General features: G+C 64.2%; 16 protein-coding genes. 3 read left to right on the forward strand and 13 right to left on the reverse strand.

Translation table 11 applies throughout. The annotated features are described in order from the left end of the window. Positions 1–83: 83 nt before the first annotated feature. Positions 84–3,053, reverse strand: a complete 2,970-nt coding sequence (gene uvrA, locus AB7F41_RS01670; protein ID WP_428383094.1) for an excinuclease ABC subunit UvrA — start codon at positions 3,051–3,053, stop codon at positions 84–86. A gap of 284 nt (positions 3,054–3,337) precedes the next feature. Here uvrA and dctA point away from each other — a divergent pair, with 284 nt between their 5' ends. From dctA to ssb, 3 genes are all read left to right on the forward strand, one after another. Continuing rightward, positions 3,338–4,654, forward strand: a complete 1,317-nt coding sequence (gene dctA, locus AB7F41_RS01675; RefSeq protein WP_428383033.1) for a C4-dicarboxylate transporter DctA — start codon at positions 3,338–3,340, stop codon at positions 4,652–4,654. Between the two features lie 103 nt (positions 4,655–4,757). Next, positions 4,758–5,708 (forward strand): class I SAM-dependent methyltransferase, encoded by a 951-nt coding sequence (locus AB7F41_RS01680; RefSeq protein WP_428383031.1) that lies wholly within the window; start codon positions 4,758–4,760, stop codon positions 5,706–5,708. Between the two features lie 173 nt (positions 5,709–5,881). After that, the gene (gene ssb, locus AB7F41_RS01685) at positions 5,882–6,382 is read left to right on the forward strand and encodes a single-stranded DNA-binding protein (protein ID WP_428383029.1); all 501 of its coding nucleotides are present in this window, start codon (positions 5,882–5,884) and stop codon (positions 6,380–6,382) included. 17 nt (positions 6,383–6,399) lie between these two features. Here ssb and lpxB read toward each other — a convergent pair whose 3' ends face one another. The 12 genes from lpxB to AB7F41_RS01745 form a co-directional block, all read right to left on the reverse strand. Then, positions 6,400–7,542, reverse strand: coding sequence for a lipid-A-disaccharide synthase (lpxB, locus tag AB7F41_RS01690; RefSeq protein WP_428383027.1), 1,143 nt, complete (start codon positions 7,540–7,542; stop codon positions 6,400–6,402). A gap of 6 nt (positions 7,543–7,548) precedes the next feature. After that, positions 7,549–8,340, reverse strand: coding sequence for an acyl-ACP--UDP-N-acetylglucosamine O-acyltransferase (gene lpxA / locus AB7F41_RS01695; protein WP_428383025.1), 792 nt, complete (start codon positions 8,338–8,340; stop codon positions 7,549–7,551). A gap of 23 nt (positions 8,341–8,363) precedes the next feature. Next, complete coding sequence (fabZ, locus tag AB7F41_RS01700; RefSeq protein WP_428383023.1) at positions 8,364–8,828, reverse strand: 3-hydroxyacyl-ACP dehydratase FabZ; 465 nt, start codon at positions 8,826–8,828, stop codon at positions 8,364–8,366. 53 nt (positions 8,829–8,881) lie between these two features. After that, the gene (lpxD, locus tag AB7F41_RS01705) at positions 8,882–9,955 is read right to left on the reverse strand and encodes a UDP-3-O-(3-hydroxymyristoyl)glucosamine N-acyltransferase (RefSeq protein ID WP_428383022.1); all 1,074 of its coding nucleotides are present in this window, start codon (positions 9,953–9,955) and stop codon (positions 8,882–8,884) included. A gap of 79 nt (positions 9,956–10,034) precedes the next feature. Next, complete coding sequence (bamA, locus tag AB7F41_RS01710; protein WP_428383020.1) at positions 10,035–12,296, reverse strand: outer membrane protein assembly factor BamA; 2,262 nt, start codon at positions 12,294–12,296, stop codon at positions 10,035–10,037. A 343-nt stretch (positions 12,297–12,639) separates the two neighbouring features. Continuing rightward, positions 12,640–13,794, reverse strand: coding sequence for a M50 family metallopeptidase (locus tag AB7F41_RS01715; RefSeq protein WP_428383018.1), 1,155 nt, complete (start codon positions 13,792–13,794; stop codon positions 12,640–12,642). Positions 13,795–13,842: 48 nt separating this feature from the next. After that, entirely contained in the window at positions 13,843–15,096 is a 1,254-nt protein-coding gene (gene dxr / locus AB7F41_RS01720) for a 1-deoxy-D-xylulose-5-phosphate reductoisomerase (RefSeq protein ID WP_428383016.1), read from the reverse strand. Positions 15,097–15,106: 10 nt separating this feature from the next. Further along, complete coding sequence (locus AB7F41_RS01725) at positions 15,107–15,991, reverse strand: phosphatidate cytidylyltransferase (RefSeq protein WP_428406419.1); 885 nt, start codon at positions 15,989–15,991, stop codon at positions 15,107–15,109. Next, positions 15,988–16,767 (reverse strand): isoprenyl transferase, encoded by a 780-nt coding sequence (locus AB7F41_RS01730; RefSeq protein ID WP_428383012.1) that lies wholly within the window; start codon positions 16,765–16,767, stop codon positions 15,988–15,990. Before AB7F41_RS01730 ends, AB7F41_RS01725 begins: the two co-directional genes overlap by 4 nt. Positions 16,768–16,818: 51 nt before the next feature. After that, complete coding sequence (frr, locus tag AB7F41_RS01735) at positions 16,819–17,379, reverse strand: ribosome recycling factor (RefSeq protein ID WP_428383010.1); 561 nt, start codon at positions 17,377–17,379, stop codon at positions 16,819–16,821. A gap of 174 nt (positions 17,380–17,553) precedes the next feature. Beyond that, positions 17,554–18,282, reverse strand: a complete 729-nt coding sequence (pyrH, locus tag AB7F41_RS01740) for a UMP kinase (protein WP_428383008.1) — start codon at positions 18,280–18,282, stop codon at positions 17,554–17,556. Between the two features lie 347 nt (positions 18,283–18,629). After that, positions 18,630–19,676, reverse strand: a complete 1,047-nt coding sequence (locus AB7F41_RS01745) for a hypothetical protein (protein WP_428383006.1) — start codon at positions 19,674–19,676, stop codon at positions 18,630–18,632. Between the last annotated feature and the right edge of the window lie 182 nt (positions 19,677–19,858).

The raw sequence follows: 19,858 nt of genomic DNA on the forward strand, positions 1-19,858 counted from the left end.
GTTCTCGAAAAAATGGGCCGCCTGGCGTTCGCCGCAGGCGGCCCATCGCTCTTGCGACGACCGCGACGCGGCCGCCAGCGCGGCTAAAGCGAGCGCGCCTTCTTGCGTTTGGCCGGCTCCGCCGCTTCGGACGGACGGCGCGCCATCGCTTCGGCGAGGTAACGCCCGGTATGGCTGCGCTTCTCCTTGACGATCGCTGACGGCGGCCCGGCCGCGACGATCTCGCCGCCGCCGTCGCCGCCCTCCGGGCCCATGTCGATGATCCAGTCCGCCGTCTTGATGACTTCGAGATTGTGCTCGATCACGACGACCGTGTTGCCCTGCTCGACCAGCTCATGCAGCACTTCGAGAAGCTTGGCGACGTCATGGAAATGCAGGCCCGTCGTCGGCTCGTCGAGAATATAGAGAGTGCGGCCGGTCGAGCGGCGCGACAGCTCCTTGGAGAGCTTGACGCGCTGCGCCTCGCCGCCGGAGAGCGTCGTCGCCTGCTGGCCGACATGGATATAGTCGAGGCCGACGCGTTTGAGCGTCTCCATCTTGTCGCGGATCGACGGCACGGCCTTGAACAGATTCGCCGCCTCCTCGACCGTCATGTCGAGCACATCGGCGATCGACTTCTCGCGGTATTTCACTTCAAGCGTCTCGCGGTCGTAGCGCTTGCCCTTGCAGACGTCACAGGTGACGTAGACGTCCGGCAGAAAGTGCATCTCGATCTTGATGACGCCGTCGCCCTGACAGGCTTCGCAGCGTCCGCCCTTGACGTTGAAGGAGAAGCGTCCCGGCGCATAGCCGCGCGCCTTCGCCTCGGGAAGGCCGGCGAACCATTCGCGAATAGGCGTGAAGGCGCCAGTGTAGGTCGCCGGATTGGAGCGCGGCGTGCGCCCGATCGGCGACTGGTCAATGTCGATGATCTTATCGATCTGCTCGAGTCCGTCGAGATGATCGAACGGCGCCGGGTGCTCATGCGCGCCGGACAGCCGCCGCGCCACCGCCTTGTAGAGCGTTTCGATGATCAGCGTCGACTTGCCGCCGCCGGACACGCCGGTCACGCAGGTGAAAAGGCCGAGCGGCACTTCCGCGGTAACGTCCTTGAGATTGTTGCCGCGCGCGCCGGAGAGCTTCAGCCAGCGGCCGGGCGTCGGCTTGCGCAGCTTGTGGCGCAGGAGCACCTGCTTCTCGCCGGTCAGATATTTGCCGGTGAGCGAAGCGGGATTATCCATGATCTCCTGCGGCGTCCCCTCCGCGACGATCTTGCCGCCATGGATGCCGGCGCCGGGTCCGACATCGACGACGTAATCGGCCGAGAGAATCGCATCCTCGTCATGTTCGACGACGATGACGCTGTTGCCGAGATTGCGCAGCCGCCGCAGCGTGTCGAGCAGCCGGTCATTGTCGCGCTGATGCAGACCGATCGACGGCTCGTCGAGCACATAGAGCACGCCCGTCAACCCCGAGCCGATCTGCGACGCGAGACGGATGCGCTGACTCTCGCCGCCCGACAGCGAGCCCGAATTGCGCGAGAGCGTCAGATAATCGAGGCCGACGTCGACGAGAAAATTCAAGCGATCCCGAATTTCCTTCAGAATCCGCAAGGCGATCTCGTTGCGCTTCTTGTCGAGCGCGTCGGGCAGCGCGCGAAACCAGTCGAGCGCCGCGCGCACGGAAAGCTCCGAGATTTCGCCGATATGTTTGCCGGCGACTTTGACGGCGAGCGCTTCGGGTTTCAGGCGAAAGCCTTCGCAGGCGAGACAGGGCGTCGCCGACATATAGCGGCCGATCTCTTCGCGCGCCCATTCGCTGTCGGTTTCAAGATAGCGCCGCTCGAGATTGATGACGACGCCTTCGAACGGCTTCTTCACGTCATAGGCGCGAAAGCCGTCATCGTAGGAGAAGCGGATCTCCTCGTCGCCCGAGCCATAAAGAATGACGTTGCGCGCCTTCTCGGAGAGCGTCTCCCAGGGAACGTCGAGACGAAATTTATAATGCTTGCCGAGCGCTTCGAGCGTCTGCTGATAATAGGGCGAGGTCGAACGCGCCCAGGGCGCGATCGCGCCTTTGCGCAGCGTCAGTTTCGGATTCGGCGCGACGAGATCGGCGTCGACCTTCTGCTCATGGCCGATGCCGCCACAGACCGGACAGGCGCCGAAAGGATTGTTGAACGAAAACAGCCGCGGCTCGATTTCGGGGATGGTGAAGCCCGACACCGGACAGGCGAATTTCGAAGAGAACAAAATGTGGTGCGGCGCGTAATGCGTCGAGACATTCGCCGCCGGCTGAACGGGCGCCAGCAGAACGCCGCCATCTTTCGGCGCATCGGCGAATTCGACGACGGCGAGGCCGCCCGACAATTCGAGCGCGGTTTCGAAACTGTCGGCCAGTCGCGCGCTCATGTCGGATCGCACGACGATGCGGTCGACGACGACGTCGATGTCGTGCTTCAATTTCTTGTCGAGCGCCGGCGCATCGGCGATCTCGCAATAAGCACCGTCGATCTTGAGACGCTGAAAGCCCTTCTTCGTATAGTCGGCGATCTCTTTCTTGTATTCGCCTTTGCGGCCGCGCACGACCGGCGCGAGCAGATAGAGCCGCGAAGCTTCGGGAAGCGCCAGCACGCGATCGACCATCTGCGAAACGGTCTGACTCTCAATCGGCAATCCCGTCGCCGGCGAATAGGGCACGCCGACGCGCGCCCAGAGCAGACGCATATAGTCGTGAATCTCGGTGACGGTGCCGACGGTGGAGCGCGGATTCTTGGACGTCGTCTTCTGTTCGATCGAGATCGCCGGCGACAGCCCGTCGATCTGGTCGACGTCGGGCTTCTGCATCATCTCCAGAAACTGCCGCGCATAGGCCGACAGCGATTCGACATAACGGCGCTGGCCCTCGGCGTAGATCGTGTCGAAGGCGAGCGACGACTTGCCGGAGCCCGACAGGCCGGTGAACACCACGAGCTTGTCGCGCGGGATCGTCAGATCGATGTTCTTGAGATTATGTTCGCGCGCGCCGCGGATGGAGATGGTTTTGGAGTCAAAACGGCTGGGGCCGTCGAACATCTTCTCCACCGCCTGAGCGGACTTCCTGTTGTTGCTGGCCATTGAAGGGGCTGGTCGGGAACGGAAACCGCTAATTTAAGCGCTGCGGCCGCCGAACGCCACTCGCTGCGCTGCGCAAATCACAAGCGCCGTTCTCCCACGATCGCGGCGGCCGGTGGGCGCGATGCGAAGCGCGAGGCGCGGCGACCGGTGGAACGCCTGGTCGCACCGAGAGAATTGGGGCTTTGTCCCAAGGCGTCAACTCGGCCATAATTCCCGCGCGTCGGCCCAACCGCGAAAAATCCGTGTCAAAGAACCATTTCAAATCCAAGGCGGAGAGACCCCTCTACCGCCACCTCTATGTCCAGGTGCTCGCGGCGATTGCGCTCGGCGCCCTGTTCGGCTGGCTCGCGCCCGAGGCCGCCGCCCATGACGGGGTGAAGGCGCTCGGCGACGGCTTCGTCAAACTCATCAAAATGGCGATCGCGCCGATCATCTTCTGCACGGTCGTCTCTGGCGTCGCGCATATCGAGGACGCCCGCAAAGTCGGCAGGGTCGGCCTCAAGGCGCTCGTTTATTTCGAAATCGTCTCGACATTCGCTCTCGCGCTCGGCCTGCTGGTCGGAAATCTTTCGCAGGCCGGCGCCGGTTTCGCCGGCAAGCCAGACCCTTCCGCCATCGCCAAATATACGACGCTGGCGGAAAAACGCGGCGGCGTCGATTTCCTTCTCGACATCATCCCCGACAGCGCGATTGGCGCCTTCGCCAAGGGCGACATTCTGCAGGTTCTGCTGTTCTCGCTGCTCTTCGGCTTCGCGCTCCTGACGCTCGGCGAGCGCGGCCGCGCGTTACGCGTCATCATCGATGACGTCGGCCACGCCATGTTCGGCGTCATCGCCATCATCATGAAGGCGGCGCCGATCGGGGCGTTCGGCGCCATGGCCTATACGGTCGCGAAATACGGTTCGGCCGCGCTGCTCTCGCTCGCCGGACTCGTCGGCCTGTTCTATCTCACCGCCGGGCTCTTCGTCGTCTTCGTGCTGGGCGCCATCGCCCGCGCGGCGGGATTCAACATCTTCAACTTTCTCGCCTATTTGCGGGACGAGCTGTTGATCGTGCTGGGGACCTCGTCGTCGGAAACCGCCTTGCCCGCGCTGATGGAAAAGCTGCAATGGCTCGGCTGTTCGAAGTCGGTCGTCGGCCTCGTCGTGCCGACCGGCTATTCCTTCAATCTCGACGGCACCAACATCTATATGACGCTGGCGACGCTGTTCATCGCGCGCGCCATGGGCGTCGAACTCGATTTTTCGCATCAGGCGACGATCCTCCTCGTCGCCATGCTGACGTCCAAAGGCGCCAGCGGCGTTTCCGGCGCCGGGTTCATCACGCTGGCGGCGACGTTGACGGCGGTCGATCCGCAACTCGCGCCGGGCATGTCTCTCGTGCTGGGCGTCGACAAATTCATGAGCGAATGCCGCGCATTGACGAATTTCATCGGCAATGGCGTCGCCGCCATCGTCATCGCCGCTTGGGAGGGCGAGCTGGACCGGACGCGACTGACGTCGGGGCTCGCCCGCAAGATCGATCCGTCTGATGTGGAGATTGGCGTCACGACGGAGTGAAGCGCATGCTGTAGACGGCGCAAGCGCCAAGAAGCCGCCGCCCATTGCAAGGCTGACCGGCAAGTTGAAACGCAAGGCCTGTTTTATGCTTTCTGATTCGCCAATGACTCCTTCCGCCACCCCCCTTTGCCCGATCACCGGCCGTCCTGCCGTTCGTCTCGTCCAAACGGTGCCGACGCGGCTCCTCGGGCGCTTATGGAAAATCGAATTTGGCGCGGACGCTTGGCCGAGCTTCGGCGCGGTGGAGCAGTTCGGGCTGTGGGAATCGCCAACGGGGCTGCTGTTCTTCGACCCTCCGGTCGAAGGCGATCATGGTTTCTACGAAGGATTCTATTCGAGGCTCAAGAAACTCGGTCTCTATTCGAACCGCTTCGTCCGGCCCGAGTTCAATCTCGCGGCGCGACATGTGCCGCCCGGCGCGCGCGTGCTCGATGTCGGATGCGGCCCGGGCAATTTCCGCCATTGCGTGCCGCACGCGGACTACACGGGACTGGATCCGCATTTCGGCGCGGACAGCGGCGACCCTTCGCTGCGCAACGAGACGCTCGGCGAACATCTCCTCGCCAACGCCGCAAGCTATGACGCCGTCTGCGCGTTTCAGGTTCTGGAACATCTCAGCGCGCCCGCGTCGCTGTTCAGCGACATGTTGCGCGCCGCCAAACCGGGCGGGCTGGTGTTCATCGGGGTGCCGCATACGCCGTCGGCCCTGACCCGCATTCCGAATTTTCTGATGAACGCGCCGCCGCATCACCTCAGCTGGTGGACGATCGGCGCGCTGGCCGAAATGGCGAACCGCGCGGGCGCGATCGTCGAAAGCGTCGAAAAGGTCCCCTGGGGCGAAGACGACGCGCTGCTGTACTGGATCAGCCGGTGCAGTCCGATGAAATGTGACGGCGACGCCTATTACGGCGAAGCGCCGTCCTGGCACGCCTCCGCGGCGCTCGGCCTTCTCGGCGGCCTTGCCGCGCGGCTGGCGCTTGGCGTTCCGGCGCAGGAGGACGAGGGCACGGGACTGCTGCTCGTGGCGCGTCGTCCGGCCGGGAAGGTAAAATAGAACAAAAAATTCCTGTGTGCTTGCATGAGTTTGCACCCCATGATAGAACAAAAAAAGAACATTTTAAGCCGCTTGGCGTCGCCACATCATCTGTGGACAAATCACGCTGGCGCGCCAACGGCGAAGGGCCTTTGCACTAGAGTGCCACGCGCGTTGAATAAGTGGAGAGCGACATGGCGGGCAGCGTCAACAAAGTGATCCTGATCGGCAATCTCGGCCGCGATCCAGAAGTGCGAACGCTGCCGTCCGGCGATCGCATCGTCTCCTTTTCGCTGGCGACGACCGAATCCTGGCGCGACCGCAACACCGGCGAACGCAAGGACCGGACCGAATGGCACAATATCTCGATCTTCAATGAGAATCTGGGCAAGATCGCCGAACAATACTGCCGCAAGGGCTCCAAGATCTATCTCGAAGGCCAGTTGCAGACTCGCGAATATACGGACAAGGACGGCAATCAGCGCAAGGCGACCGATGTCGTGCTGCAGCGTTTTCGCGGCGAACTGACCCTGCTCGACAGTAAGGGCGGACGCAGCGAAGGCGACTATGACAGCGGCTATCAGAGCGGCGGGTCGTTCGGCCGCTCTTCGCCGATGGAGCGCGGCCCCGCGGAGCGGCGTCCCGCCCCGGCGGGCAAGCTCTCGGACGCGCTCGACGACGACATCCCCTTCTGATCCGCCAGCGCGGCGCGCTAGGCGCGACCGCGCGCGGCGTATTCGAGGACAATCTCGGCGGCGAGCGCGCTCGGTTTTCGGCCAGCTTCCAGCAAGCGCGCGCGAACGCGTTTGAACGCCGCAATCTGCGCCGCGCGCGGATCGCCGCCTTGCAAGAGTCGCCGCAAGGTTTCGGCGAGCGCGCGCGGCGTCGCCGCCTCCTGCAGGAATTCCGGCACGACATTCTCGCCGATGACGAGATTCGGGAGCACGATCGAATCGACCTTGACGAGGAAGCGCAACAGCGATTCAGCCCGCGAGACCCGATAAGCGACCGCCATCGGAACTTCGGCGAGCGCCAGTTCCAGCGTGGCGACGCCAGACGTCACGAGCGCCGCGCTGGCTTGGCGAAAGGCCGCAAATTTTTCCGCCTGACCGATAAGACGCGGCGTCACCGGCCAGCCGCGCAATTCGCGGCGCAACGCCTGCTCCATGTTCGCCGCGACGGGAATGGCGACCTGGAAATCGGCGCGCTCGCGCAAGAGAAGCTCGAGCGTCTCGCCATAGATCGGCGTCATGCGCCGCACTTCGGCAAGACGCGATCCCGGCAGCACGAGCAACGATCGCGCGCCGCCGCGGTCGAGAGGACGCGGGGTCAATTCGTCCAGTCGTTCGAAGAGCGGATGTCCGACATAGACGCATCGCGGGCCGCCGAGCCGCGCATGCGCGAGCGGCTCGAACGGCAGCAGCGCCAGAACGCAATCGACATAGGCGCGCATGGCGCGCGCGCGCCCGGGGCGCCAAGCCCATACGGTCGGGCTGACGTAATCGACGATCGGCAGGTCGGGGCGCGACGCGCGCACGCGACGCGCGACACGATGAGTGAAATCCGGCGAGTCGATCAGGACAAGACAATCGGGCGCCTGATCGACGACCGCGCGCGCCGTTTGCTCGATGCGCTTCATGAGGCGCGGCAATCGGGCCAGCACCGGCGCGAGCCCCATCACCGCAATTTCTTCGAGCGCAAACAGCGAGACGAGGCCCTCGCGCGTCATCGCCTCGCCGCCGACGCCGGCAAAGGAGATCTCCGGTCGCGCGGCGCGCAGCGCGCGCATCAGGGCGGCGCCCAGCTGATCGCCAGAGGATTCGCCGGCCACAAGGAAGATGCGCGGCGCGGTCACGGGCGTTCAGCGCGCCCGGGGCGCGCAGAGCGGCCGCGTCGCAGGCGCGCGTAAAAAGCCGACGATCGCCGCGACGTCCGCGTCGTCGGCGAAATCATGCGCCAGACTGGCGACGCGTTCGCTGAACACGCGCGCATCGTCTCGCGCGAAGAGCAGGCGATAGGCGCGACGCAGCCGTTCAATCCGTTCCGCCGCGAAACCGCGCCGCTGCAGGCCGACGAGATTGAGACCGAAAAGATGCGCGCGATTGCCCGACGCGAGCGCGAAGGGAATGACGTCGCCCTCGACGCCCGAGAGGCCGCCGACAAAGGCCTGCGCGCCGATGCGCACATTCTGATGCACCGCCGTCGCGCCGCCGATCATCGCATGGTCCCCGATCTCGACATGCCCGCCCAAAAGGACCTGATTGGAAAGTATCACGTCGTCGCCGAGCCGACAGTCATGGGCGACATGGGAAGACGCGAGAAATACGCAGCGCGCGCCGATGCGCGTGCCCTCCTCCGCGCCGGCATTGATCGTCACGCCTTCCCGAATGACGCAGTCATCGCCGATCGTCAACGCGCCCTCGGCGAGACCCGCCTTCATATCCTGCGACGGCAGGCCGACGGCGGCGAAGGGGAAAATCCGGACCCGCGCGCCGATGCGCGTGCGTCCGCCAACGACGACATGCGCGTCAAGCGTCGCGCCGTCGCCGAGCGCGACGCCCGCGCCGATATGGCAGAAAGGTCCGACAGAGACGCCGGCGCCGAGCCGCGCGCCGTCTTCGACGATGGAGGACGGATGAACCGAAGGGTTCATTGTCGCACCCGCGGCCGCGACGCTTACGCGCCCATCATGACGCTGATCTGCGCTTCGCAGACCAGAGCGCCGTCGACCAAGGCGCGCCCCGAATACCACCAGATATTTCGCTTCTGCGCGGTCTTCGTCATGTGAAATTCGACACGGTCTCCCGGCGTCACCGGCTTACGGAATTTCGCATTGTCGATGGTGACGAAATAGACGAGACGCGAGCGGTCCGCGCCTTGCAGCGCGCGAATGGCGATCACGCCCGCGGTCTGCGCCATCGCCTCGATGAGCAGCACGCCCGGCATGATCGGCCGCTCGGGAAAGTGTCCCTGAAACTGCGGCTCGTTGACCGTGACGTTCTTCACGCCGACGCAGGACTCGTCGCCGCGAATGTCGAAGATGCGATCGACGAGCAGGAACGGATAACGATGCGGTAGCTGACTCATGATCTGTAGAATGTCGGCGCTCTCCAGCGTCGCGCCGGCCGGGGACTCGGCCATTGTTTTCTCCTCCTGCGGCATGGCCAGGCCACGCCCGAAATCTCCCGCTTCTCTTACGTCGGCTTGGTCGTGCGCGCGAGGCGGTCCAACAGCGCAGCGCCGCGCAGGAACCGCCGCAACGGGCGCGCCGGCGCGCCGCCGACGCGCTGCCCGGCGGGCACGTCGCGCATCACGCCGGATTTCGCCGCGACCGCGGCGCCCTCGCCGATCGCCAGATGGCCCGCGACGGCGGACTGTCCGCCAAGCGCGACAAAATCGCCGATCTCGCAGGATCCCGCGACGCCGGACTGCGCGATGATCGCGCAGAAGCGGCCAATCACCACGTTGTGGCCAATCTGCACGAGATTATCAATCTTCGTGCCCTCGCCAATGATCGTGTCGCGCGAAGCGCCGCGATCGATCGTCGTATTGGCGCCGATTTCGACATCGTCCTGCACGACCACCCGGCCGATCTGCGGCGTCTTGACATAGCCTTCGCGCGTCGGCGCAAAGCCGAACCCGTCCTGCCCGATGCGCGCGCCCGGGTGAATGATGACGCGATCGCCGATCAGCGCATGGGTGACGCTCGCATGCGCGCCGATCGAACAGTCGCGCCCGATGCGCACATTGGGACCAATCACCGTCTGCGGCCCGATCATCGTTCCGGCGCCGATCTCGGCGCCCGGCCCGATCACGGCGCCCGGATCGACGACGACGCCGGGTTCGAGCCGGGCCTCGGGATGCACGGCGGCTCCCGGCGAAACGCCGCTGGAGTGAAACAGCGAACCCGGCCGCAGCGCTTCGGGAAAAAGATGCGCCGTCGCAAGCGTCATGGCGCGCTGCGGATCGTCGACGACAAGCGCGACGACCGCCGGCGGCAGCAGCGCAAGATGGCGTTCACGCAGGAAGCACGCGGTCGCGCGGCACTCCGAGAGCGCGTTGCGGTAGCGCGGGTTGTCGTAGAAGCAGAGATCGCCCGGCCGGCTCCAGTCGAGCGGCGCGATCCCGATGATGAGGGGCGGCGGCGGAACAAGCTCGCCCGATGCGGCGTCTCGGCGAGAGCCGGCGCGGATGTCGGCGCCAGAGATCTCCGCAATCTCGCTCAAAGACGCCGGTTGCGCCAAGGGAAAGAAGGCCACCGCGCTCACACCGAAAGGTCCCGTGCGGCGCGCGTCCAGCGTTCAGCCGTCCGCCGGGCGCGGTACGCCCGGCGATCGTCGCGGTTCATTAGAAGTTGGTGCCGCCGCTGAAGCGGAAGTTCTGCGTGATGTCGCCGTACACCTTCGAGGTCACGACCGCATAGTCGAAGCGGATCGGCCCCATCGGCGAGTTCCACAGAACCGACGCACCAACCGAAGAGCGGATGGCGAATTTGTTCGCGATCGGCACCACGCAGTTGCCCTGGCCGAAGCCCGCCTGCGGCGTATAGGCGCCGATGCAGGTCACGCCAGGAATGGTCGGCATATTATTGGCGTAGTTCGTCCGACCGCTGAAATTCCACAGCGAACCAGCGTCGGCGAAGAGGGCGCCGCGCAAGCCGAGGTCCTTGGGCAGGCCCCAGATCGGAAACTGAACTTCAAGCGACCCGCCGACATAGTTGGAGCCGCCGAGCGAGTTGCCGCGATTGTTGTTGAAGCTCGTCAGGATGTTCGAGTCGCGCGGACCGAGGCCGCCCGGCGCGAAGCCGCGCACCAGAGTCGGGCCGAGGTTGAAGTTGTCCTGAATGCGCGGCTTGTAGCCGCCGAAGGTCGACAGATCGCCGCCCTGCAGACGGGCGATGCCGACGACGTCATCGAGATAGGGAACCTCTTTGAAGTAGCGGATATCGCCGGTCGTGCGCAGATAGCGCGTGCCGCCGCCAAGACCCGCCACGTCCTGGTTGAGCGACGCCAGCCAGCCGTTATGCGGATTCTTGAAGTTGTCGACCGTGCTGTAGTTCAGCGAATAGCCGACGAGCGAGGTCAGCAACGCTCCCTGCGACGACTTGATCGCGAGCGAGGCTTCGCCGTTCGACTGACAGTTGACCAGCAGGTTCGGATATCCGGGCTGCGGATAGAACGGGCTGAAGCCAGGCGTGTAGCCGGGCACCGGCACCAAACAGTCGTTGTACGGACGGCTCTTGTCGTTCGGGATCGAGATCGTCGTCTGATAGATCGAGTAGTGCGGCGAGAAGCTGAGTTCTTCGGTGACCGGTATGCCGAAGCGCACCGTGCCGCCGTACGACGTCGAGCTGTAGATCGAGTAGTTATAGGCGTCCTGCCGGCGCACGAAGACGTCGAAGCCGGCGGCGATGCGCTGGTCGAGGAAATAGGGCTCCGTGAAGCTGAACGTGACGCCGCGGGCGATCTGGCCCGCCTGCACCGACAGGCGAACCGCCTGGCCGCGGCCCATGAAGTTGCTTTCCGACACGGACACTTCAGAGATGAAGCCCTGATTGGTCGAATAGCCGCCGGAGACGCCGAAGTTGCCGGTGGGCTGATCTTCAACGTCGACGTTCAGAATCACGCGGTCGGGCGCCGAGCCGGGCTCGTTGGTGATCTTCACCTTTTTGAAATAGCCGAGTCCGTTCAACCGGCGCTCCGCGCGGTCGATCAGGACACGGTTGTAGGCGTCGCCTTCGCCGATGTCGAATTCGCGGCGGATGACATAGTCGCGCGTGCGCGTGTTGCCGCGGATGTTGATGCGTTCGATGTAGACGCGCGGACCTTCCTCCAGCAGGAACTGGATCGCGACGGTCTGGTCGGCGGGGTTGCGCTCGCCGCGCGGGCGCGCCTGGGTGAAGGCGTAGCCCTTCCTGGCGATCTCGCGCGTCAGCGCCTCGACCGTCTTCTCGACCGCGTCGCCATTGTAGACGTCGCCCGGCGCGAGGCGGAGCTGATCGTTCAGCGCCGACGCGTCGACGTCCGGCAGATGGGAGTCGATGCTCACGGAGGACACGCGATACTGCGGGCCTTCGTGCACGGTGATGGTGATGATGTAGCCGGCGGCCTCCGGATCGAACTGCACGTCGGAGCTGACCACGCGGAAGTCGGCGTAGCCGTTCTTGAGATAGAACCGGCGAATGAGTTCGAGGTCCGCGGCGATGCGGTCGGGGTCGTAAACGTCGCTGGTCTTGATAAACGACAGGAAATTCATTTCCGTCGTTTCCATCATGCCGACGAGACGCCGCGTCGAATAGACCTCATTGCCGATGAATCGGATTTCCTTGACGCCGGTCTTGTCGCCTTCGACGACCGTGAAGACGAGGTCGACGCGCCCGTTCGGCAGATCAACCGTGCGGTAGCTCACCTTCGCGGCGGCGCGGCCTGAACGCCGATAGACTTCGGTCAACCGCGCGACGTCGGCCTCGGCGACTTCCGGGCTGAACGGCATGCGCGCGCGCGAACGCACCTGCTCCTGCAACGCGTCGGTCTTGAGCTTGCTGTTGCCTTCGAACGCGATGCGATTGATGTCGGGCGCGGCTAACGCTGGAACGCTAAAGGTCAGCATTGCGGCGACAACCGCGAACAGGAACGAAGATTTCCAAATGACGCTGATTGAGCGCATGTAAAGCAGGTCCTCGTCGCAACGTCGCCGCCCGGGCCGCGGCGCGAACTTTATCGTAAAAGCGCCGGCGATCGGCGCTTCGCCAGCGTTGAGCGATTCCTTCTACAAGGTTTACCCCACCCTGCAAATGCAGAATAAATGTTGTTTCCGCAATTTGTCGCGGGCGTGACGTTAATGCCACGATTCATGGTCAGCGCATCGTTAAGGCGGGCCGATCATGACCAAATTGCGTCGCAAATCGCGCGGCGATGCGGCGTCCTGCGCGGCCTTTACGCAGACGTCGGCGCTATGATCCCGAGCCGGTGAGTTTGTGAATCAGGCGCGCAATGTCGTTGTATGTTGAAAAAATCATTAGCGCGCCGACCATTGCGAGTCCGACTCGGAACGCAACTTCCTGCGCGCGTTCATTGAGCGCGCGGCCGCGCGCCGCTTCGATCGCGAAAAACAGCAGATGACCGCCATCGAGCAGCGGCACCGGCATCAGATTGAGCAGCCCGATCGACACCGAGAGAATCGCGATCAGGCTCAACAGAGGCGCCATGCCGACCTTATAGGCCGCCTGCGCCATCTGCCCTGAAACTTGCGCGATGCCGATCGGACCCGAAAGCTGATCGGCGCTTTCCCGTCCCATGACGAGTCCGCCGATGTAACTCCCCGTCCGGCGCACGACCGTCCAGGTTTCCTGCACGCCCATCGCAACCGCGTCGGCCGGTCCATAACGCTCCCGCCGCACATCGGCGGCGTCTTTCGACGCCTGTATGCCCAGCATGCCGATGCGGACTTTGCCGATGGCGCTTTCGACTTCCTTCAGCGCAGGAACGGCGGGGAGCGTCAGCTCCTGATCGCCGCGCTGAACCACGAAGATGAGTTTCTTGTCAGCCGAGCCGGAGACGATTTCCTGCAGCTTCGAGAAGGAATCGATCGGCGCGCCGTCAACCGACAGCACCAGATCGCCGGGTTTGAAGCCGGCCGCGGCGCCGGCGCCGCCCGGCGCGAGCGAGCCGACGCGGGGCGCATACACCGTGCGTCCGTAAACGCCGAAGAGAATGGCGAAAATCGCGATCGCCAGAATGAAGTTCGCGAACGGGCCGGCGAAGACGATGGCCGCCCGCTTCCACACCGTCTGCGCGGCGAAGGTCACCTTGCGTTCGACCTCCGGCATCGCGCGGATGGCGTCGGGATCCGGCGCGCTCGCGGCGTTGGCGTCGCCATGGAAGCTCACATAGCCGCCCAACGGAATGCTGGCGATGCGCCAGCGCGTGCCGTGGCGGTCCTCGCGGGACCACAATTCCGGTCCGAAGCCGATCGAGAAGGCGTCGACCTTAACGCCGCACCAGCGGCCGACGATGAAGTGCCCGAACTCGTGCACGAACACGACCAGCGTGAGGACGAGCACGAAGGGAATGACGTAAAAAGCGAAGGACGTCAGGAAGTTTAGCAAAGCGCCATCCAGGTTCGCATGCGCCAGCCCTGTCGGCGGCGCCCATGATTACTGAAGCGTCAGCATGCCCGACGCGGCATGTCCGGCCAAGGCCGACCGCGACCGTTCTCTGACAATATGGTCTACCGCAAGGGCGTCCTCAACGCTTTCCGGCGCATTTGCGGTTCCATCGCGCATGGCGGCCTCGCAGGCGTCGGCGACGTGACGAGAGATTCCGTCGAAGGAAATGCGCCGATCGAGGAAGGCGGCGACGGCGATTTCATTGGCGGCGTTGAGCACAGTCGGCAGACCGCCGCCGACGCGCAACGCCTCAAGCGCCAGTTTCAGCGCTGGAAATCTTTCAAAATCAGGGGCTTCAAAGGTCAAGCTGGCGATCTTCGCCAGATCGAGACGCGGCGTCGGCGTCGTCAGCCGATCCGGATAGCCGAGACAATGGGCGATCGGCGTGCGCATGTCGGGCACGGCCAGTCCGGCGGTCACCGAACCATCAGAAAAGGCGACAAGCCCGTGGACGATCGACTGCGGATGGACCACGACGTCGAGCTTTTCCGACGGCACCCCGAAGAGGTGATGGGCCTCGATCAGTTCGAGCCCCTTGTTCATCATTCCAGCCGAATCGACGGTGATCTTCGGGCCCATGGCCCAGTTGGGGTGGTTGAGCGCCTCTTCGACGCTGGCCTCGGCGATGCGTTCCCGGCTCCAGGTGCGGAACGGGCCGCCCGAGGCTGTGATGATCATGCGCTCGATGCGCGACGGGTCCTCGCCGCCCAGCGCCTGGAAAATGGCGTTGTGCTCGCTGTCCATGGGCAGCAGCCGCACGCCCATTTCCGCCGCGGTTCGCATGAACGGCACGCCGGCGCAGACCAGACATTCCTTGTTAGCGAGGGCCACGTCGCGGCCCGCGGCCAGCGCGGCGTAGGTCGGCTCCACGCCGGCCGCGCCGACAATGGCGGAGACTACAAGATCGGCCTCGCGCAGCGCGGCCTCGATGACCGCCTCGCGACCCGCGCCGACCTGGATGTTGGTCCCGCTGAGCGCCTCCTTGAGCGCCCCATAGGCGCTCTCGTCGCGAATCGCGGCGAATTCCGCTCTGACCGCGCGCGCGACCCGCGCCAGCGCCTCGACGTCGCGGCCGCCCGCCACCGCCGCGACCGAAAACCCTTCCGGGGAACGCTCGACGATGTCGACCGTCGAACGGCCGATCGAGCCGGTCGCGCCCAGGAGCACGATGCGGCGCGGGGCTTGCGCGCGCGACTGCGTCGCGTCGGCGTGAGCGTGGAACTGTCCGTTTGCTGATGCCATCCGCTCCGCCCTACCAGAAGAAAAGACCAGCCGCCACTGACGGCGCGCCGCGCAGGAGGCCTACCGCCGCAGCGAAGACGCCTGCGAAAAGAAACCCGTCGAGCCGATCCATCACGCCGCCATGGCCTGGAATGAGGGCGCTCGAGTCCTTGACGCCGAAGCGGCGCTTGACCGAGGATTCGAACAGGTCGCCCACCTGCGAGAAGCCGGCGGCCGCCAGCCCGACCAGGAAGACCTGCCACGTCGCAAGGCGCGGACCAGCGCCGAAATAGACGGCGGCGAGGCCGAGCAAAGCGCCGGAGAGAACGCCTGTGATCGTGCCCGACCATGTCTTGCCCGCCGAAACGCGCGGCCAAAGTTTGGGCCCGCCGATCAGCCTGCCTCCAAAATAGGCAAAAATGTCGGTGCCCCAGACCACGGCGAACAGAAAGGCGATGGCGAGCGCGCCGAGATCGGGCGACTCCCGCAGCAGGCACACGGAAAAAGCGAGCGCGCCGGCGTAGACGACGCCGGTCGCGGCCCAGAGGCGGCGCTCCGCTCCGGCCAGCGCGCCATTCGCGAGCGCCAGCAGCGCGATCGCCAGCAGCGCCGCGCCGGGCATGGCGACCCGCCCGAACGCCGTCGCCGCGGCGACCGCCGCGCCGCCGACGGCGATCCGGGCGCTGCGGCGCGCGCCGCCGATGAGGCCCTGCCATTCCCAATTCACGGCGAAGGCGGCGGCGAGCCAGAACAGCGCGAAGACGTCGCCGCCGACGTAAAGCGCGCCCAGCGCCGCGACGACCATCGCCACGGCGGAGGCCACCCGCGGTCCAAGATCGGCAAACCCTCCCGAAGGCGCCCGGACGGGCGCCTTCTCGGCGCGGCTCATGGTTCGCTCCCCTCGATCCGCCGTCATGAAGCGGTCTTCGCGCTGCGCGCCGCGGCCTCGAGCCCGCCGAAACGCCGATCGCGATGGGCGTATTCGGCGATCGCCGCCGCAAGCGCGCCTTCGTCGAAGTCGGGCCAAAGCACCGGCACGAAGACGAATTCCGCGTAGGCCGCCTGCCAGAGCAGGAAATTCGAGAGCCGCTGTTCGCCCGAGGTGCGGATGATGAGGTCGGGATCGGGAATATCCGCCGTGTCGAGCCGCCGCGCGATCGCGTCGGCGTCGATCTCTTCCGGCATGAGCCGGCCCTGCGCCACCATTTCCGCGAGCGCGCGCGCCGCCGCCGCGATCTCCTGGCGCGCGCCATAGTTGAACGCGACGACGAGGGTGAGGCCGGTGTTCGCCTGCGTCATCTGTTCGGCCTCCCGCAGCAGGTCGGAGATGTCGGGCGCCAGATCCACGCGTGCGCCGATGACGCGCACGCGCACATTATTGGCGTGCAGTTCCGCAAGATCGTTGCGGATGAAGCGGTGCAGCAGGATCAGAAGGCTTTCGACCTCTTCGCGCGGGCGCGACCAGTTTTCCGCGGAGAAGGAATAGACCGTCAGATAGCCGATGTTCAGCTTGATCGCCGCGCGGACCGTCCGGCGCAGCGCCTCGACTCCGCGCCGATGGCCTTCGAAGCGCGGCAGCCCGCGCTTCGCCGCCCAACGGCCGTTGCCGTCCATGATCAGCGCGACGTGGCGCGGCGCCGCGCGCACCCCCGGCGCGTTCGCTTCCGCCTCCAGAATGTCGCTTTCCGTCATGTTCGGGTTCCACTGGCCTTCGGACGTGCGACAAAACACCGCCGCAGTTTCCTAGACCTGCATGATTTCCTTTTCCTTGGCGGCGAGCGCGGCGTCGATCTCCTTCACCGTTTCGTCCGTCGCCTTCTGCACCTCTTGCTCGTGGCGCTTTTCGTCGTCCTCGGGAATCGCGTGATCCTTGAGCAACTTCTTGAGAATGTCGAGGCCGTCGCGGCGAACGTGGCGCACCGCCACGCGCGCCTCCTCGGCGTATTTATGCGCGACTTTGACCAGTTCCTTGCGGCGCTGCTCGTTCAGTTCGGGCATGCGTATCCGCAGGATCTGGCCTTCCACCGTCGGCTGCAGACCAAGATTGGCTTCGCGAATCGCCTTGTCGACCGCGATGACCAGCGCCTTATCCCAGACTTGCACTGAAATGAGCCGCGGCTCTGGCACGCTCACCGTCGCCACCTGATTGAGCGGCGAAACCTGTCCATAGGCGTCGACGTGAACCGGGTCGAGCAAGCTCGTCGACGCGCGTCCGGTGCGCAACCCGCCAAATTCGTGCTTGAGCGTTGCGACTGCGCCCTGCATACGGCGCTTCAAATCCGCAAGGTCAAAAGTTTCCGCCATGATGTGCACAACCTGTCTTTGATCTCGCCGCGTTCTCGCATTCCCGCGCGGCGCGACTTCTTTTGTTTTCAAACGTGGCGCGGCGAAAGCAGAGACAAGCCTGCGCCGGCGCCAGCCCTCCCGCTCCGCGGCGCACAATTTATTGCACGATTTCCCGTCGCGCGCGAAAGGGGCTTACGGCGCGACGAGGGTGACGCGCGCCTTGCCGGAAAGCGCCCCGTCGATCGCGCCGGCCTCGGCGATCGAAAAAACGAGGATCGGAATCTTGTTCTCGCGGGCGAGCGCGAAGGCAGCGGTGTCCATCACCGCCAGATTCCGCGCGATCGCCTCGTCATGGCTCAGTCGGTCGTAGCGCTCGGCCGTCGGATCGCGCTTCGGGTCGGCGGTATAAACGCCGTCGACCTGCGTGGCCTTGAGCACGGCGTCCGCCGACAGTTCGGCGGCGCGCAGCACCGCGCCCGTGTCCGTGGTGAAGAAGGGATTGCCGGTGCCGCCCGCCGCGATGACGACGCGGCCCTTGGCCAGATGATGCAGCGCCGCGCGGCGCGAAAAGGATTCGCACACCGACGGCATCGGCACGGCGGACAGGCAGCGCGCCTGTCGTCCCTGCCCTTCCACCGCCTGCTCCAGCGCCAGGCCGTTCATCACCGTCGCCAGCATGCCGATCGAATCGGCGCGCGCGCGCTCGATGCCGGTGTCGGCGCCCTTGATGCCGCGAAAGAAATTGCCGCCGCCGACCACGACGGCGATCTCATGTCCGGCGTCGGCGGCGGTCGCGAGATCGGCGGCGATGCGGGCGAGCGTGACGGCGTCGAGCCCATGCGGCGCCTGACCCTGCAAGGCTTCCCCCGACAGCTTGACGACCACACGCTTGAAACTTCGCGTCGACGTGGGGTCGGACATGAGGCGTCTCTCGCTTGCTGAGGAATGGGCGCAATCTTCATACGGACGCCGCGCGGCGCCCGCAAGTGAGGCAGGCGGCGACGCCAAGGATAGCTGTGCAGAGCCGCGCGCCGCGCTTTGGACTCGCCCATCCCGACCGATAGCACGATCGCTTTCGCGGCATTCCCAAGACAGCGCCCTGCGCCTGTCGTTAGATCACGACCAAGGCCCGACTTCGGTTTCGTCTACGACGGTTTTCTTGGTGCGCATATGCCACTCCCCCTGATCTTCGCCATGTCGATGAAGATCAACGTTAGGAGCTAAATACCGCCAACCCGAGATTGTTTCAGGGGCTAGCCAATGTCAGTCTATGGATTGAGCCAGGGCAGCTTCCATTGGCCTTGCAGATACGCGGCAAGCAACGTCGCAGCTATGCCCGCGGTTGCGGAGATAATCCAGGAAGCGAGAGAAGGCATGAGCCGCGAGACGACCCCTTCCGGTCGCTTGCCCAAATAAATCGCCGCGAATGGTAGATAAAGGCTATGAAGACGATTGATCATCCAAATCAGCAGCAGCACGCCGAACATTAATATCGCGCGGCTTTGCGTGTCAGGCAGGCTCGGCAAGCAAATAATGGTGCCGACAAGTAAAATCTGGTTTATACCAAATCCAAGCTTCCAAAAATTCGTCGTGTAAAACCTTTCGAACTTTCGAAGCTGAGCTTTTAATTTTTCTAACTTGCCAAGCGCCCATGCCTCATCCGGCGCTTGCGTCATAGCATAGTTAGTGTCTTGGCTAAACTCTATTGATACCAACTTATTTCCGCCAATGCTCATTGGCTCTTGCACGAAGATCTTGGCAAACGTCGCCTTATCAGAACTGAAACTTATTTCATTGAAATCGGCTAGGAAACGCGATTGTTGGACGCCTCCAACAGTGACCGTTATAACGACTTTTCCCGCTGAAAACTCACTCTGAATATCTTGGGCAAGGGCAGTTAATTCGTCCCGATCTATCAAGATCGCTCCAAGATCGTGTCGGGCGGTATGAAGCTGATCTGGAGAGTTTTCAACCGCACTAGAGATTTCATTGTGGTCGTGCGGAAACAGCATGAAAGTTCCCGCCGTTCCTATAGTTGTCTCCCAATTTCCCGTCAGATTGCCCTTTGGGTCTAAGACTCCGCTCGCCTTGAGCTGGCCTAACGTCATCCCCTCAGCGACGGTTTGAGGTTCACCAGAGAATGAAACGCGAGAGCCATCAAATGCCCCCTGGACCCTGAACACGGCGACTCCGGCGTGGGGATCGTTAATGTGAAGTGTCCCAACGAGATCGCTGTCAGGGCCATCCAACTTCAAAAAAAGATTGCCCGTATTCGTTCCAAATACTCGTCCAGCCCAGAGATGGCCAAGAGGCATTATCGTTAGTCCTGACAATGGATTCGTCTAATTCTTGTCCCGTTTCACCAAAATCTGAAGGGACACCAGACGTGAAAGGTGTGCAAAAGCCTCTTTGCAGTCGATGCAAGCACTTGGGCTGCTCGCTTCAACCTTTTGCTTTGGCCTCACGATAGTCACGTCAACGAAACGCGTCTGACAGT

The organism is Methylocystis sp., from assembly GCF_050251305.1.
Lineage (GTDB): Bacteria > Pseudomonadota > Alphaproteobacteria > Rhizobiales > Beijerinckiaceae > Methylocystis.

Bases quoted from the DNA above. Each gene is read 5' to 3' on its own strand.
- uvrA (WP_428383094.1), bottom strand. From the start codon at position 3,053: ATGTTCGACGGCCCCAGCCGTTTTGACTCCAAAACCATCTCCATCCGC.
- bamA (WP_428383020.1), bottom strand. From the start codon at position 12,296: ATGCTGACCTTTAGCGTTCCAGCGTTAGCCGCGCCCGACATCAATCGC.
- AB7F41_RS01680 (WP_428383031.1), top strand. From the start codon at position 4,758: ATGACTCCTTCCGCCACCCCCCTTTGCCCGATCACCGGCCGTCCTGCC.
- pyrH (WP_428383008.1), bottom strand. From the start codon at position 18,282: ATGTCCGACCCCACGTCGACGCGAAGTTTCAAGCGTGTGGTCGTCAAG.
- ssb (WP_428383029.1), top strand. From the start codon at position 5,882: ATGGCGGGCAGCGTCAACAAAGTGATCCTGATCGGCAATCTCGGCCGC.
- dxr (WP_428383016.1), bottom strand. From the start codon at position 15,096: ATGGCATCAGCAAACGGACAGTTCCACGCTCACGCCGACGCGACGCAG.
- AB7F41_RS01725 (WP_428406419.1), bottom strand. From the start codon at position 15,991: ATGACGGCGGATCGAGGGGAGCGAACCATGAGCCGCGCCGAGAAGGCG.
- AB7F41_RS01730 (WP_428383012.1), bottom strand. From the start codon at position 16,767: ATGACGGAAAGCGACATTCTGGAGGCGGAAGCGAACGCGCCGGGGGTG.
- lpxA (WP_428383025.1), bottom strand. From the start codon at position 8,340: ATGAACCCTTCGGTTCATCCGTCCTCCATCGTCGAAGACGGCGCGCGG.
- AB7F41_RS01745 (WP_428383006.1), bottom strand. From the start codon at position 19,676: ATGCCTCTTGGCCATCTCTGGGCTGGACGAGTATTTGGAACGAATACG.
- frr (WP_428383010.1), bottom strand. From the start codon at position 17,379: ATGGCGGAAACTTTTGACCTTGCGGATTTGAAGCGCCGTATGCAGGGC.
- fabZ (WP_428383023.1), bottom strand. From the start codon at position 8,828: ATGGCCGAGTCCCCGGCCGGCGCGACGCTGGAGAGCGCCGACATTCTA.